13 protein-coding genes are annotated in these 15,502 nt (G+C 36.1%); 9 read left to right on the plus strand and 4 right to left on the minus strand.

The window, feature by feature from the left end; translation table 11 throughout:
• The first annotated feature begins 48 nt into the window (after positions 1-48).
• The 5 genes from mutS to pflA all read left to right on the plus strand — a co-directional run bounded on the left by mutS (position 49) and on the right by pflA (position 8,509).
• Positions 49-2,631 carry a DNA mismatch repair protein MutS gene (mutS, locus tag AB2Q86_RS07480; RefSeq protein WP_012581341.1) on the plus strand — a complete coding sequence of 861 codons (2,583 nt, stop codon included), beginning with the start codon at positions 49-51 and terminating at the stop codon, positions 2,629-2,631.
• A gap of 22 nt (positions 2,632-2,653) precedes the next feature.
• Positions 2,654-4,465: a DNA mismatch repair endonuclease MutL gene (gene mutL / locus AB2Q86_RS07485; protein WP_012581340.1), complete on the plus strand. Its 1,812-nt coding sequence runs from the start codon at positions 2,654-2,656 to the stop codon at positions 4,463-4,465.
• Positions 4,466-4,481: 16 nt separating this feature from the next.
• Entirely contained in the window at positions 4,482-5,030 is a 549-nt protein-coding gene (locus AB2Q86_RS07490; protein WP_003736581.1) for a glycerol-3-phosphate responsive antiterminator, read from the plus strand.
• Between the two features lie 424 nt (positions 5,031-5,454).
• A complete protein-coding gene (pflB, locus tag AB2Q86_RS07495) occupies positions 5,455-7,686 on the plus strand; it encodes a formate C-acetyltransferase (protein ID WP_003727454.1) in 2,232 nt (743 codons plus the stop codon).
• A gap of 76 nt (positions 7,687-7,762) precedes the next feature.
• On the plus strand, positions 7,763-8,509 hold the full coding sequence (gene pflA / locus AB2Q86_RS07500; protein ID WP_003730627.1) for a pyruvate formate-lyase-activating protein: 747 nt from the start codon (positions 7,763-7,765) through the stop codon (positions 8,507-8,509).
• A gap of 34 nt (positions 8,510-8,543) precedes the next feature.
• Here the strand turns inward: pflA and AB2Q86_RS07505 are convergent, their stop codons facing one another.
• Positions 8,544-9,074 carry a PadR family transcriptional regulator gene (locus tag AB2Q86_RS07505; RefSeq protein ID WP_003734579.1) on the minus strand — a complete coding sequence of 177 codons (531 nt, stop codon included), beginning with the start codon at positions 9,072-9,074 and terminating at the stop codon, positions 8,544-8,546.
• Positions 9,075-9,240: 166 nt separating this feature from the next.
• On the opposite strand from AB2Q86_RS07505, the gene mdrL reads away from it, so the two are divergent.
• From mdrL to AB2Q86_RS07525, 4 genes are all read left to right on the plus strand, one after another.
• A complete protein-coding gene (mdrL, locus tag AB2Q86_RS07510; protein ID WP_012581338.1) occupies positions 9,241-10,434 on the plus strand; it encodes a multidrug efflux MFS transporter MdrL in 1,194 nt (397 codons plus the stop codon).
• A gap of 135 nt (positions 10,435-10,569) precedes the next feature.
• A complete protein-coding gene (locus AB2Q86_RS07515; RefSeq protein ID WP_012581337.1) occupies positions 10,570-11,118 on the plus strand; it encodes a DUF2975 domain-containing protein in 549 nt (182 codons plus the stop codon).
• 15 nt (positions 11,119-11,133) lie between these two features.
• Entirely contained in the window at positions 11,134-11,361 is a 228-nt protein-coding gene (locus tag AB2Q86_RS07520) for a helix-turn-helix transcriptional regulator (RefSeq protein ID WP_003730332.1), read from the plus strand.
• 39 nt (positions 11,362-11,400) lie between these two features.
• Complete coding sequence (locus AB2Q86_RS07525; protein ID WP_012581336.1) at positions 11,401-11,934, plus strand: ATPase AAA; 534 nt, start codon at positions 11,401-11,403, stop codon at positions 11,932-11,934.
• 240 nt (positions 11,935-12,174) lie between these two features.
• Here AB2Q86_RS07525 and AB2Q86_RS07530 read toward each other — a convergent pair whose 3' ends face one another.
• From AB2Q86_RS07530 to AB2Q86_RS07540, 3 genes are all read right to left on the minus strand, one after another.
• Positions 12,175-12,531, minus strand: coding sequence for a hypothetical protein (locus tag AB2Q86_RS07530; RefSeq protein WP_012581335.1), 357 nt, complete (start codon positions 12,529-12,531; stop codon positions 12,175-12,177).
• Positions 12,532-12,788: 257 nt separating this feature from the next.
• The gene (locus AB2Q86_RS07535) at positions 12,789-14,105 is read right to left on the minus strand and encodes a MucBP domain-containing protein (protein WP_012581334.1); all 1,317 of its coding nucleotides are present in this window, start codon (positions 14,103-14,105) and stop codon (positions 12,789-12,791) included.
• A 186-nt stretch (positions 14,106-14,291) separates the two neighbouring features.
• Complete coding sequence (locus AB2Q86_RS07540; RefSeq protein ID WP_012581333.1) at positions 14,292-15,461, minus strand: thiolase family protein; 1,170 nt, start codon at positions 15,459-15,461, stop codon at positions 14,292-14,294.
• Positions 15,462-15,502: the final 41 nt, after the last annotated feature.

The raw sequence follows: 15,502 nt of genomic DNA on the forward strand, positions 1-15,502 counted from the left end.
TTTATGCTATAATGAGAGGATGAAAAAGAAGTAAGGGATGATGAGATAATGACAGAATATACACCAATGATTAAGCAATACTTGGAAATCAAAGACAAATATCAAGATGCTTTCTTATTTTTCCGTTTAGGAGATTTTTATGAAATGTTTTTTGAGGATGCACTGAATGCTTCTCAAATTTTAGAAATTACATTAACTGGTCGTGAAGGTGGTACTAAAGAAAAAATACCAATGTGCGGTGTTCCTTATCATTCCGCTAGTGGTTATATTGATACGTTAATTGAAAAAGGTTATAAAGTAGCTATTTGTGAACAAGTAGAAGATCCTAAGACAACCAAAGGCATGGTGAAACGCGAAGTAGTCCAATTAATTTCACCAGGAACGGTCATGGACGAACGTGGCTTAAAAGCGAAAGAAAATAACTATATTGCCTCCCTTTATTGTTATGAGGGCAAAGAGTATGGTTTTGCATACTCAGACTTATCAACAGGAGAATTAAAATCAACCGTTATTGAGGCAAGTGAAGATCGACTAATTAATGAATTAACAACACTTTCAACGAGAGAATTGATTGTTTCCGCGTCAGAAAAAGAAGTGCTTTCAGATGTAATGAAAGAGCAACTTGGTTTAACTTTTTCTGTGCATGAAGAAGATACCATTCCTCTAGAAAACGAAAAATTAGTAACCCGCCATATGTCTCTATCAGAAAAGCGAGCTATCGGCAAGTTACTACATTATTTAAAAGAAACACAAAAGCGGGATTTGGGTCATTTGCAACAAGCGGTTCACTATGAAACGAGTAATTATATGAAAATGGACTACTATTCTAAACGTAATTTAGAATTAGCAGAGTCTATCCGCGGAAAAGGACGCCAAGGCACTTTGCTTTGGTTGTTAGACAATACGCAAACGGCTATGGGTGGAAGAATGCTCAAACAGTGGATTGATCGTCCATTAATCGATCGTAATAAAATTATCGAACGTCAAAATGATGTCAGTGAACTAATGGCGAATTTTTTCGAACGTCTTGAATTAGTAGAAAACTTGAAAAATGTATATGATTTAGAGCGTTTAGCTGGTCGTGTTGCATACGGAAATGTGAACGCACGTGATTTAATTCAGCTGCGCAATTCGTTGTATCAAATTCCTCGTATTCGTGCGACGCTATTATCAATGAATAGCAAAAGCCTAACAGAGCTTGCTAACCAATTAGATCCGTGCGAAGAATTAACGGAAAAATTGGAAGAAGCAATTATGGATTCTGCCCCTATTTCGATTCGGGAAGGCGGGATTATTAAAGATGGTTATAACAGTCAATTAGATACGTATCGTGATGCAAGCCGTAATGGGAAAACATGGATTGCTGAGTTAGAACGTAAAGAACGTGAACTAACAGGGATTAAAACGATGAAGGTAGGCTTTAACCGCGTTTTCGGCTATTATATTGAAGTTACCCGAGCTAACACACATTTGCTCCCAGAAGGCCGCTACGAGCGTAAGCAGACACTAACGAATGCGGAACGTTATATCACTCCTGAACTAAAAGAAAAAGAAAAACTCATTTTAGATGCAGAAGAAAAAAGCATGGAACTTGAATATCAATTATTTACAGAAGTGCGTGAACTAGTAAAAGACTACATAGAACGTTTGCAAAAACTCGCGAAGTCTGTAAGTGAAATCGACTGCCTTCAAAGTTTTGCGGATATTAGTGAGAAAAACCATTTTATTCGCCCAACTCTAAGCGAAGATGGTTCTTTGCACGTAAAACAAGGTCGTCACCCAGTTGTAGAAAAAGTGATGGGCGCGCAAAGTTATGTAGCGAATGACTGTGATTTAGATCGCAATCGAGAAATTTTGCTTATAACGGGTCCTAACATGTCGGGTAAAAGTACGTATATGCGCCAAGTAGCACTAACGGCGATTTGTGCACAAGTTGGTTGTTTTGTACCTGCAGAAGAAGCGACGTTACCAATTTTCGATCAAATTTTCACTAGAATTGGTGCAGCAGATGATTTAATTGCTGGCCAAAGTACGTTCATGGTAGAGATGTTAGAAGCAAGGAATGCCATCGTCCACGCAACAAAAGATAGTTTGATTTTATTTGATGAAATTGGTCGTGGAACTGCCACTTATGACGGAATGGCGCTTGCCCAAGCGATTATCGAGTATATCCATGAGAATGTACATGCCAAAACACTTTTCTCCACACATTACCATGAATTAACAGACCTCGAAAAAGAATTACATGGTTTACAAAATATTCATGTCAGTGCTGTGGAAGAAAATGGAAAAGTAGTGTTCCTCCACAAAATTAAAGAAGGACCAGCAGATAAAAGTTATGGTATTCATGTGGCAGAATTAGCTGAACTACCAAAATCTCTAATTGAGCGAGCAAGTCGTATTTTAGAACAACTGGAAAACGACGATAAGAAAATTGTTATTACTAATGACAAACAGCCAGAAGAAATCCATGAGGAAGTGCAACTATCCATGTTCCCGGTAGAGCCGGAGAAAAAAGCTTCTTCTAAAGAAACAAAATTATTAAAAGAAATTGCTTCCATGAACATCATGCAGATGACACCAATGGATGCGATGAACAAATTATACGAACTCCAAAGCAAAATCCATTAAAATAAAAAAGGCGGGGTATTAAATGGCTAAACATATTGTCGAATTAACGGATGCTTTATCCAATAAAATAGCTGCAGGAGAAGTGGTAGAACGCCCTGCTTCAGTTGTTAAAGAACTAGTAGAGAACGCCATTGATGCAGGTAGCACAGTCATTGACATTTTAGTGGAAGAAGCAGGCTTAAATAAAATTACAATTATAGATAACGGCAGTGGTATTGAAGAAGAAGATGTTGCAACAGCTTTTTTACGTCATGCTACAAGTAAAATTAAAAATGAAGCTGATTTGTTCCGGGTTCATACATTAGGTTTCCGCGGGGAGGCCCTTCCAAGTATCGCCTCAGTTTCTCACTTATCCATGGAAACTTCTACAGGAGAAACAAAAGGTACGACGATTACCTTAGAAGGCGGGAAAATCATTGAGCAAAAAAGTGGTCACGCTAGAAAAGGAACACAAATCGAAGTATCGCAATTATTCTTTAATACACCAGCGAGGTTAAAATATTTAAAAAGTTTACCTACTGAACTTGGGAATATTACGGATATTTTAAACCGATTAGCTTTGGCTCATCCAGATATTAGTTTCCGTTTCTCACATAACGGCAAACCCTTATTACAAACAAATGGAAATGGGGACTTGCGCCAAGTGATTGCCGCTATTTACGGTGTTTCTATCGCTAGAAAATCAATACCGGTCAAGGCAGAGTCACTTGATTTTAAGATTTCCGGTTATGCGGTATTACCAGAAGTAAATCGCTCTAACCGCAACTATATTTCCACGATTATTAATGGTCGTTTTATTAAAAATTTCGCGCTTGTAAAAGCAATTCAAGAAGGTTACCATACACTTTTACCAATTGGCCGTTTTCCAATCATTGTTTTACAAATCGAAATGGATCCCATTATTGTAGATGTCAACGTGCATCCTGCTAAATTAGAAGTTCGTCTAAGCAAAGAAAAAGAACTAGGACAACTAATTAGCCAAATGATTAAAGAGGCTTTTCATAAGTTACAATTAATTCCAGACGGAGAAATTTCTAAAAAGCAAAAAGAAGTTCAAAAATCAGAACAAATCCAAATGTCTTTTGAGGAAAACAAACCACAAAAAGAAACGCCAACACTTTTTTCGAAATCGAGTATTCCGGAATATGTTCCTTCTGATTTAGATGCTCCGCGGGAAGACGACTTTATTTTGGAAACAATGCCATCTTATGAGCCAGAACAAGAAGTAGAGCACGCAGAACAACCGAAAGAACGGATTCCTAAAATGTATCCAATCGGTCAAATGCATGCAACCTATATTTTTGCTCAAAATGAAAATGGTTTATATATTATTGATCAACATGCTGCTCAAGAACGGATTAAATATGAATTTTATCGCGAAAAAATTGGTGAAGTCAGCCGCGAGTTGCAAGAACTGCTTGTGCCAATTGTGCTAGAATTCCCAGCAGATGAGTATGTTCGTTTAGAAGAGCAAAAAGCTAAATTGGAAGAAGTAGGGGTGTTCTTAGAAAACTTCGGACAAAATAGTTTTATCATTCGTGCGCATCCAACCTGGTTTCCAAAAGATCAAGAAGAAGAGATGCTTCGGGAAATTATTGACGAAGCGTTATCTGCACCAAGCATTAGCATTCATAAATTAAGAGAAGATACAGCCATTATGATGAGCTGTAAAAAATCAATTAAAGCCAATCATTATTTGACAACACAAGATATGGAAGCATTACTCGATACACTAAGAGAGGCAAGCGATCCTTTCACTTGTCCCCATGGTCGTCCAGTAATCATTCAATATTCCACATACGAACTAGAAAAAATGTTCAAACGAGTGATGTAAAAGAGGAGGAAAGAACTTGGAGTTACCATTTTCCGGTCAATCAATCATTCCAGCTGCACATAACCAGAGAGATATGGAGAAAATTTTAGAGCTTGACCTGACTTATATGGTGATGTTGGAAACACATGTTGCTCAATTAAAATCGCTCGTCAAATACGCACAAGCCAGCGGGAAAAAGGTTTTACTACATGCTGATTTAGTCAACGGATTAAAAAATGATGATTATGCTATTGATTTTTTGTGCACAGAAATTCGCCCGGATGGCATTATTTCTACGAGAGGAAATGCCATTATGAAAGCAAAACAGCACAAAATGCTTGCTATTCAACGGCTTTTCATGATTGATTCAAGTGCCTACAATAAAGGAGTGGCTTTGATTCAAAAAGTACAACCAGATTGCATTGAACTTTTACCAGGAATCATTCCGGAACAAGTTCAAAAAATGACACAAAAGCTTCATATTCCCGTGATTGCAGGCGGTTTAATTGAAACGAAAGAACAAGTGGATCAAGTAATTGCAAGCGGTGCTATCGCTGTTACAACATCTAACAAACATTTATGGTAAAAAAGAGCTGAGTCGTGTGTTATAAACGGCTTAGCTCTTTTTCTGAAAAACAATGAAAACGCTATATATTCATCTCAAGCCTTGCAGCACAAGGACTTAAGCGTTTTCTTCCTGTTCTACACAATGATTCGAGTTTAAAACTGTACCATAACAGAAAGGGGTGTTTGAAGTGATACAGCAAAAATATATAATTGAAATAAAAACTAAATTAGAATCATGATAATTTAGTGAAATGGCTTTATATGAGTGATTTTAGAGTTTTTAATTTTAAATGACACAAAAAAGTCATAAAAAAGTTTGAAAAATATTGCACAAAACTGTAGCATTTTTTTTAGAATATGTTATGATAACAGTGTAGATTATTTATAAATTAGTTTGCTCAAAAAAGCACGCTCGAGAATGAACAATAAATGGAGGTTATATGATGACTGAACAATGGTATGAATTCGCAGGTGGTAACTGGCAACAAGAAGTAGATGTACGTGACTTTATCTTAAAAAACTATCGCTTATATGACGGTGACGACACTTTCTTAGTTGGCCCAACCGAAGCAACTACAAAACTTTGGGATCAAGTAATGGACTTAACTAAAAAAGAACGTGAAAACGGTGGCGTACTGGATATGGATACCAAAATCGTTTCAACCATCACTTCACATGACCCAGGTTACTTAAATAAAGATTTAGAAAAAGTTGTCGGTGTTCAAACTGACGTACCTTTCAAACGCGCTTTACAACCATTCGGCGGAATCCGTATGGCAGAAGTTGCAGCTGAATCTTATGGTTTTAAAGTAGACGAAGAAATTAGCCATATTTTTTCTGAATACCGTAAAACACATAACCAAGGTGTATTTGATGCTTATACTGCTGAAATGCGCGCAGCTCGTAAATCAGGCGTAATTACTGGTCTTCCAGATGCTTATGGCCGTGGCCGTATTATCGGTGACTACCGTCGTGTAGCACTTTACGGAGTAGACTTCTTAATCAAACAAAAGAAACAAGATTTAAACAATACAGGTTTACGTACAATGAGCGATGACGTTATCCGTCAACGTGAAGAACTTAACGAACAAATTCGTGCTCTTGGCGAATTAAAAGTACTAGGCGAAAAACATGGTTTCGATCTTGGTCGCCCAGCTAAAACTGCTCAAGAAGCTTTCCAATGGTTATACCTTGGTTACCTAGCTGCTATTAAAGAACAAAATGGTGCTGCAATGAGTTTAGGACGTACATCTACATTCCTTGATATTTATGTAGAACGTGACCTACGCAATGGCCTAATTACTGAAGAAGAAGCACAAGAAATTGTTGACCACTTCATCATGAAATTGCGTCTTGTAAAATTTGCTCGTACACCAGATTACAATGAATTATTCTCTGGAGATCCAACTTGGGTTACTGAATCCATCGGTGGTATTACGGAAGAAGGCGTTCCACTTGTAACGAAAAACTCATTCCGTTTCTTACACACTTTAGATAATTTAGGACCTGCTCCAGAACCAAACTTAACAGTACTTTGGTCCACTCATTTACCATCAGGATTCAAGAAATTCTGTGCTAAAATGTCTATCAAAACATCTGCTATTCAATACGAAAATGACGATGTTATGCGCCCTAAATGGGGAGATGACTATGCAATCGCATGTTGTGTATCTGCAATGCGCGTTGGTAAACAAATGCAATTCTTTGGTGCTCGTGCCAACCTTGCTAAAACACTTCTTTACGCAATCAATGGTGGTGTCGATGAAAAATCCAAAGCACAAGTTGGACCTGCTTATCGTCCAGTTGAAGGAGACGTATTAGACTACAAAGAAGTAATGGAAAAATATGATGCAATGATGGAATGGATTGCAGAACTTTACCTTAATACATTAAATGTTATCCACTATATGCATGATAAATACGCTTACGAACGCATCGAAATGGCTTTACATGATACAGAAGTATTACGTACTATGGCAACTGGTATCGCTGGACTTTCTGTTGCAGCTGACTCCTTATCTGCTATTAAATATGCTACTGTTCGTCCAATTCGTGACGAAGATGGCATCGTGGTTGATTATGAAATCGAAGGCGACTATCCTAAATACGGAAACAATGATGACCGTGTAGATGAAATCGCAGTTGAACTTCTAAAAACATTCATGACTAAAGTTAGAAAACATAAAACTTACCGTGATGCAGTTCACACAACTTCTGTTCTTACAATCACTTCTAACGTGGTTTATGGTAAGAAAACTGGTAACACTCCAGACGGACGTCGTGCAGGAGAACCATTTGCACCAGGTGCGAACCCAATGCATGGTCGTGATACAAAAGGTGCTTTAGCTTCTCTATCTTCTGTTGCTAAACTTCCTTACGAATATGGTCAAGATGGTATTTCTAACACATTCTCTATCGTACCAAAAGCTTTAGGTCGCGAAGACGAATCTCAAATCAACAACCTAGTTGCAATGCTAGATGGTTATTCTACAAAAATGGGACATCACTTAAACATCAACGTATTCAATCGTGATACATTACTTGATGCGATGGATCACCCAGAAGAGTATCCACAATTAACAATCCGTGTATCCGGATATGCAGTTAACTTCATCAAATTAACTCGTGAACAACAATTAGATGTTATTCACCGTACAATGCACGAATCCATGTAATAATTAGGCGAGAACGCTTTGGCAAGGATTGCTCACCGTAGCAATCCTTGTTATTTAGGAAAGGAAGAGGAGAATTATGACAGAGGTTTTAGGAAGAGTTCATTCAGTAGAAACAATGGGAACAGTAGACGGTCCAGGTATCCGCTTTATTGTTTTTATGCAGGGGTGTTTACTTCGTTGCCAATTTTGTCATAATCCCGATACTTGGAAAATTGGTACAGGCACAGAACGTTCTGCTCAAGATGTATTCAACGAAGCGATTAAGTATAAAGAGTTTTGGGATGCATCTGGTGGCGGCGTGACAGTTAGTGGCGGTGAACCATTACTTCAAGTAGATTTCCTAATCGAGTTTTTCACGTTATGTAAAGCAGCAGGAGTGCACACAACTATTGACTCTTGTGGTGGTTGTTTCACACGTGATCCTGAATTTATCGAGAAATTGGATCGTTTGATGGAAGTAACAGATTTAATTTTACTGGATATTAAACAAATCAACCCAGAAAAGCATTTAAAACTAACAACGAAATCCAATGCACCAATAATCGATTTTGCTCATTATTTACGTGATAAAGAGCAACCGATTTGGATTAGACACGTGCTAATTCCAACCAAGACAGATGATCCAGAAGATTTAACAAAGCTCCACGAATTCATTCAAACTCTTCCAAATGTAAAACAAGTGGATGTACTTCCATACCATACAATGGGCGTTTATAAGTGGAAAGAAATGGGCATTCGTTATCCGTTAGAAGGAATCGAGGCGCCAGAAGAAGAAGTGGTAGCACTTGCCAATAAAATCTTAGAAACTAGTAGTTATAAATAGTAAAAACCGGCGAACTTAGTATTCGCCGGTTTTTTTATAGTATTTTATACATTTCCTCACACCATTTTAATTCGGTATGAATCAAATCTAATCGTCTTGCATAGACTTGATAAGACATGTTTTTTAGCTTGTCTTGTTTGGTTTTTAGGTCAAATAATTTAGCGAAATGATCCAGTGTTTCTTCAATTAAACCTAATTGTTCTTTTAAATAGCTTTCTCTTTCTTGAATAAGCCCTTTGGTTCTGGCATTGTTTAGCCAGTCGAGCTGTACTTTTGTTGTAAATTCATCTCGTGTGACAGGGATTTTAAGTGGTGTTTCAGACCATTCAAGCAGGGAGTCTAAACCAGTTTGTGTGATAGTGTAGACTTTTTTATCAGGCTTTTTATCTTGAGAATGCTTATGGACAACTAAAAAACCTGCTTTTTCTAACTTAGATAAAGAAGGATAAATTTGGCTATGATGTGTATTTTGCATTATTCGAAGCCTGTTTGCGAGTTCATAACCACTAGATGCTTCACGAGCAATCATTTGTAATAACGTATATTCTAAGACATTTGGTATCATACAATAGCACCTCTAAATTTCTATTTAACTTTATTGTAAGCGATAAACACTAATAAGTAAAATGGTTACATATGTAATAAATTATATATGTAAATATTGACATTAGTATTTATCAAGCGTAATATAATAATTGAGTTTTATTTGGAAAGGGAAGTGTAGTTGTATTATGATGACAGACAAGGAAATGAATACGGGGAAATGGATAACAGCAGCAGCTAGTTTGCTTGCGTTTATGGGAATAGGGGTTGTGGATCCACTTTTACCTTCTATTGCAGAAAGTATTGGGGCATCTCACTCGCAAGTAGAAATGTTATTCACCGCTTATATTTTTACTATGGCGATTATGATGATTCCGATTGGTATCGTTGCAGGAAAGCTTGGAGATAAAAAGTTAATCGTTATCGGACTATTTATTGTTACTATTTTTGCATTATTATGTGGTTTATCAGATACAATTGGAGCTTTATCCATTTTTCGAGCTGGCTGGGGCTTTGGTAATTCAATGTTTATGGCTACAGCGATGACAATGCTTATTGCTTTATCAGAGACACCAGGACATGCAATTGGGATTTACGAAGCTTCTATGGGTCTAGGGATGGCATTTGGACCGTTACTCGGAGGCATACTAGGTAATATTTCTTGGCGCTATCCGTTTTTCGCGACAGCTTGTCTAATTTTTATTGCATTTTTACTTATTTTATTTAAAGTGAAAGAACCGAAGAAAGTCGCACCAGCACCTACAGAGAAAAATGAGGTTGCTATCAAGCAAATGCTCCATTTATTCAAATATCGACCATTTTTACAAATCGCTTTTAGTGGAATGTTTTATTATTATTGTTTCTTTACAATCTTAGCTTATTCGCCACTTATTCTTGGATTATCAGCAATTCAAATTGGTTTTGTATTTTTTGCTTGGGGGTTATGCCTAGCGCTTGGTTCAGCAAAAGTTTCACATGCTTTAGAAATCCGTTTTAATAGCAAACAAATCTTAAAAGGTTCTTTACTAGCATGTGCTGTCATCTTAGCTTTACTTGGATTTATTGATAATACAGCTGTAGATATAGGTTTGATTGTTATTTCTGGCTTGATTTTAGGAATCAATAACGCACTATTTACAACCACTGTTATGGAACATTCACCGTATGCAAGAAGTGTGACTAGTGGAGCATATAATTTTGTGCGTTGGTTAGGCGCTGCGTTTGCGCCACTTTGTTCTGGGTTACTCAGCGAAGCGTTTGGTATGAAAATGCCGTTTATCGTTGCAAGCGTCATTTGTTTGGCTGGTATGGGATTACTATTTATTAAACTAAAACCAGCACATTTCGCTTTACAACAATCTACTTCGCTAAAAAGTGAATAAAATTAAAGGACTGAGTTAAAATATGCTCAGTCTTTTTTTATGTTAAAAATTAATTATTTAATGTTTATCGTTAAAAAAGCATTGACTTTTGTACTTTCTACTCGTTATAATTTAGAAAAAAGGGAGAGATTGTATATGAAGTTAAAACGTTTGCAAAAAATGAGTTATTTTCTACATATTGCACTTAAAATTTTATCAATTAGTTCTGTCATAATGGCTATAATTGCCGTTTTAATGAAGCTTTTTAGTAGCAAAAATGTTATGATAAATAAACTAGAATCTGATACTATATTTTATTTTCAAACGGAACTTTTTGTTGGTGAGAATAATCTGCCATATGTTGAGACAGAGGAATGGGTTTTAGTTGGTGTTGCCGTTTTTTCTAGTATGATACTTGCCTATTTATTATGGACTGCAAGTATGATTTTTAAAGATTTAGCTGCTAATTTTACGCCTTTTAGTGATAGTACTGTTAGTAGATTACGTAGAATTGCTGTCTTAATGCTTATTTACGCACTAGTACCGCAAATTGTTTATTCTATTTTACATACCGTACTTATACCTGGTTATAGCATTAATTTTGGGCTAAATATGTCATTTTTCTTTGCACTTATTTTTTATTGTTTAACAGAAATATTTCGTTATGGCGCATCTTTGCAAAAAGAATCCGACGAAACTTTATGATTGGAGAAAAAAACAATGGCAATTGTATTGAGGCTGGATCGAATAATGGCCGACCGTAAAATATCGTTAAACCAGCTGTCCCAAGAAGTTGGTGTAGCAAATGTAAACTTATCCAAAATAAAAACTGGTAAAGTAAGCGCCATTCGATTTTCTACTCTAAATGAAATATGTAGAGTCTTAAACTGCCAACCAGGTGATATTTTGGAGTATGTAGCGGATGATTCTCTTGAAACCGAACTTTAAATGCGTTAGATTAGCCATACTTAGATAAGGAGCGCGTAAATGAATAAACAAAATGAATTGCAATCTGTATTATCTAACAAGAAAAAAGTATTAATAATTGGTCCTAACGGCGCTGGTAAGTCAACTTTTGCTGCAAAACTTGGAAAATGTTATGATTTTGAAGTCTGTCATTTAGATAAGCTTTTTTGGCTGGAGAATTGGAATGCAGTTGAAAAAGCGGATTTCGAGGATAAAGTGAACGGAATTCTGCGTTCTGAAAAAAAGTATATTATAGATGGTGATTATTTCTTTAATTTGGAGAAAAGACTCGAACATGCAGATTTAGTTATTTGGATAAAAATTCCATTATTTCTGTGTGTAGCAAATATAGTTAAAAGAAGATTTAAATACATGACGAATGCGCGACCAGATGTAACTGAAGGCTGTGACGAAAAATTAAATTTATCATTTTTACTGTATGCTTTAAAGTATAATAAGCGTTCTGGAAAACAAACGAAAAAATTATTGGATAATGTGTATGATAAAGAGCTGTTTGTAATTGATAGTTATAAGAAATTGAAGCGTTATTGCTGATAAATAGCCAATGAATGCTTGGGATAAGTGTTTATTGGTTGTTTGCGATAATATGTATTACTTCCTATAATATATATTATGTAAACTAGAAAATTGATGCATAAATTATGAGGGAAATGTTACCCTCTCTTGTTTTATACATCTACTACATGTATGAACTGCTTATTACATATGTATAATAACAATTCATATGTAATAAGCGTTTTCTTATAAATAAATCTGGTGGTGTGCCTTTTATCATTATTCGTATTCAATATAAATTTTACTAAAACGATTATTTTCAAAAAATGAAATAATTGTTTTAACTAATTCCTCTAAATCATCTTTCATTGAAGTCTGATCGATTTTGCTAATATCAAAACATTTTAATTGAGTAATGGTAAGAGAGTTATCTTCAATCATCCACGGTGAATCATCATACCATCCCTCATGATTAAAGAATTCTTTCAGAACTCCCTCTCTTTCTACACTACAATCTAATAAGTTATCTAAAATAGTCTCAAAATAACCGTTCCAAATTACAAGTTTATTATCACCAGCAACGAAGGAAATCTCTGCTTCTCCTTCAAAACCTTCATAAAACCTACTATTAATCATTTAATTCATTCCTTCATCAAAGTCTTTTTCACTCCAAAAGGTTTGTATTTCTCCGATGTCAATTCGGCTCACTAAATATCAGTCCTTTATGTATTGGCTTTAGTAGTATTTCCGTTTCTAATAATATGTGAAAACCGTAACAATAACACATGCTAATTATAGCAAGAACATATAAAATACGTCTACTTTTATTAGGTTGTTTCTTCTATTCGAAAATAATAGCCTTAATCACTATTATGATTAAGGCTAAACAAAACTTATTTCACTCTTTTTCTTCTTGTGGTAAACATATAAACTCCACCGATTAACAAACTAACACCGATAATTAATAGTAAATTATTGTCGCTGTCACCTGTTTTGGGCAACGCTGTAGTGGCAGTTGTTTCTCCTGTTTGATTAACAGTTTTGGTGGTTGTCTTTTTCGAACTATTTTTGCTTGGTACAGTTGGTGTGGCAGGATTAACTGGTTTTACTGGGTTAATTATTGGATTGTCCGGATTAACTGGAGTTACGGGTGTAATAATCGCGCTATCTTTACTATAGACATACTCCACTTCCTGGCTATCACTTGTAAATAAGCCGGATTGGTTACTTGGTGTTTTAGTTAATTTATATCCTTTAAAAGTCTTTGCTTCTGTTTCAAAAGTTGTTCCGATATCGCCTTTTAAAATAACTGGATCAGCAAGTTGCTTACCATCAGTATCTTTATACGTTACGGTTACATCTTTGGCAACTTTCACAGGAGGATCTATTTTTTTATATTTGAAAATAACGGATTGTGATTGATCTGTGTAAGCTCCTTGTTGATTGGATGGCATTTGGCTTAATTCATAGCCAACGATTTCTTTGGGTTCTGCTTGGTATGGTTCACCGATTTTCCCAGAGAGCATTTCTGTTGGAGCGATTATTTCATTAGTTGCTTCATCTATATATTCTACTGAGACGTTAGCTCCTTCCGCCACTGTTTTTTCATAGATATAATTAACTTGTATTGTTTCTGTGTTCGTTGTGTAAGTACCTGTTGCATTTGTTGGTGTTTCTTTTACTTGATAGCCATCAATTGTTTTTGGCGTTGTTACATAACTTTCTCCTAGTTTTCCAGACATTGTTTCAGATGTTGCTAAAGTTTGATTAGCTTCATCTAAATAATTAACTTGTAACTTGGCCTTTTCGATTGGTGTGAAAGGACCGGCTAGTGTGTATGATTCTTGTCCAGGATAAGCAACCGGATCAATAACTCTACCCGAGATAGTAAAATAGTTTAGTGTATCTCCAGCTTCCAGTGTTTTGGGTAATTTTAGACGGAAATTCACATTGTTTTCAACCGTATAATCGGTGATATTATATTGTTTATTGTTAAAAAGGACATAAGCTGCATCTCCAGGATAATCCATAGGTACTTCTTGCTGCAACTTCCCTGTAATGTAGTCATCACCAATATAAAGTGGATCTACTTGAGGTGCAGGTAAAATTAACATTAAGGGCTCTGCTTTTGCTGAAAAAGGTTGAAAAGTGAGACTCAAAATGGTCATAAATAAAATAAAAATAAATAAAGTTTTTTTCTTGTGCTTCATAGCTTCCTCCTTCTAGCTGGAATAACTATATCTTAGCACCAAAAAACTGTTTTTTATTCTATTTGTAAAAAGTTTCGCAAAAGTTATTTTTGCTTTGTTCACAAAAATGACAAATAAAAAATCATAAAAAGCTAAAATCACTAGTAGCTGATTTTAGCTTTTTAGTTCTATGAAAATGTACTGTTATCAAGCTCTTTCGACAATAATTGCAATTCCAATACCGCCGCCGATACATAAGGAAGCCACGCCAAGATGTTTATTTTCGTGTTTTAACTCATTTAATAAGGAGGCAATAATGCGTGCTCCGGATGCTCCGATTGGATGACCTAACGCAATTGCTCCGCCGTAAATATTCAGTTTATCTTCTGGAATTTTCAAATCACGAGCTACGGCAACCGACTGTGATGCAAAAGCTTCATTTAAATGAAATAGATCAATGTCATCGATAGAATATCCGCCTTTAGTTAATGCTTCATTTACTGCATAGTAAGGCGCGTAACCCATATATGCTGGATCAACACCAACTTCTGAAGTTACTTTGATTGTCGCGATAAAAGGAATATTTTCGGCAATGGCCTTTTCCTTCGACATTAAAATAAGCGCAGAAGCTCCGTCATTGATCCCGGAAGCATTACCAGCTGTGACTGTTCCATCTTCTTTAAATACGCTTTTTAATGTAGCTAGTTTTTCTAAAGTGGAATTCGCACGAATCGTTTCATCGGCTTCGAAAAACGAACCATCTGCAAGTTTCACTGGAATAATTTCTTCTTCAAAAAGGTTTTTTTCTTGTGCACTTGCTGCTTTCATTTGGGAGTTATGTGCAAATTTATCTTGCTCTTCTCGGGTTACAGAGAATTTTTCTGCCACATTTTCGGCTGTAATTCCCATATGATAATCGCCGTACACATCCGTTAAACCATCAATTAACATGCTATTTCTTAAGTTTTTGGGATCAATTTCTTCGCCGGCTAGTTCCGGATTAAGTAATAGTGGTGCTTGAGACATGTTTTCGGTCCCTCCCACTGCTACAATGTCGGCCTCGCCTAATTGGATCGCTTGTCTTCCAAGCATAATCGATTTTAAACCAGATCCACAAACTTCATTGATTGTGACTCCAGGTACTTTATAAGGAATTCCTGCTTTAATAGCGACTTGTCTAGCTACGTTTTGACCGAGACCTGCTTGTAAAACGTTACCAAAAATAACTTGATCTACGCGGTCTGGAGCAATGTTGGCTCTTTCTAATACGCCTTTTAGAGCGGTAGCGCCAAGTTCTACTGCACTGATGTCTTTCAAACTGCCACCGAATTTTCCAATTGGTGTTCTAACTGCATCTATTATAACTACTTCGTTCATAGCAATCTCCTTTAAATGTAATCTATCCGTATTATATCATG

Origin of the sequence: Listeria monocytogenes (assembly GCF_041765605.1) — a bacterium.
GTDB classification, from domain to species: Bacteria; Bacillota; Bacilli; order Lactobacillales; family Listeriaceae; genus Listeria; species Listeria monocytogenes_D.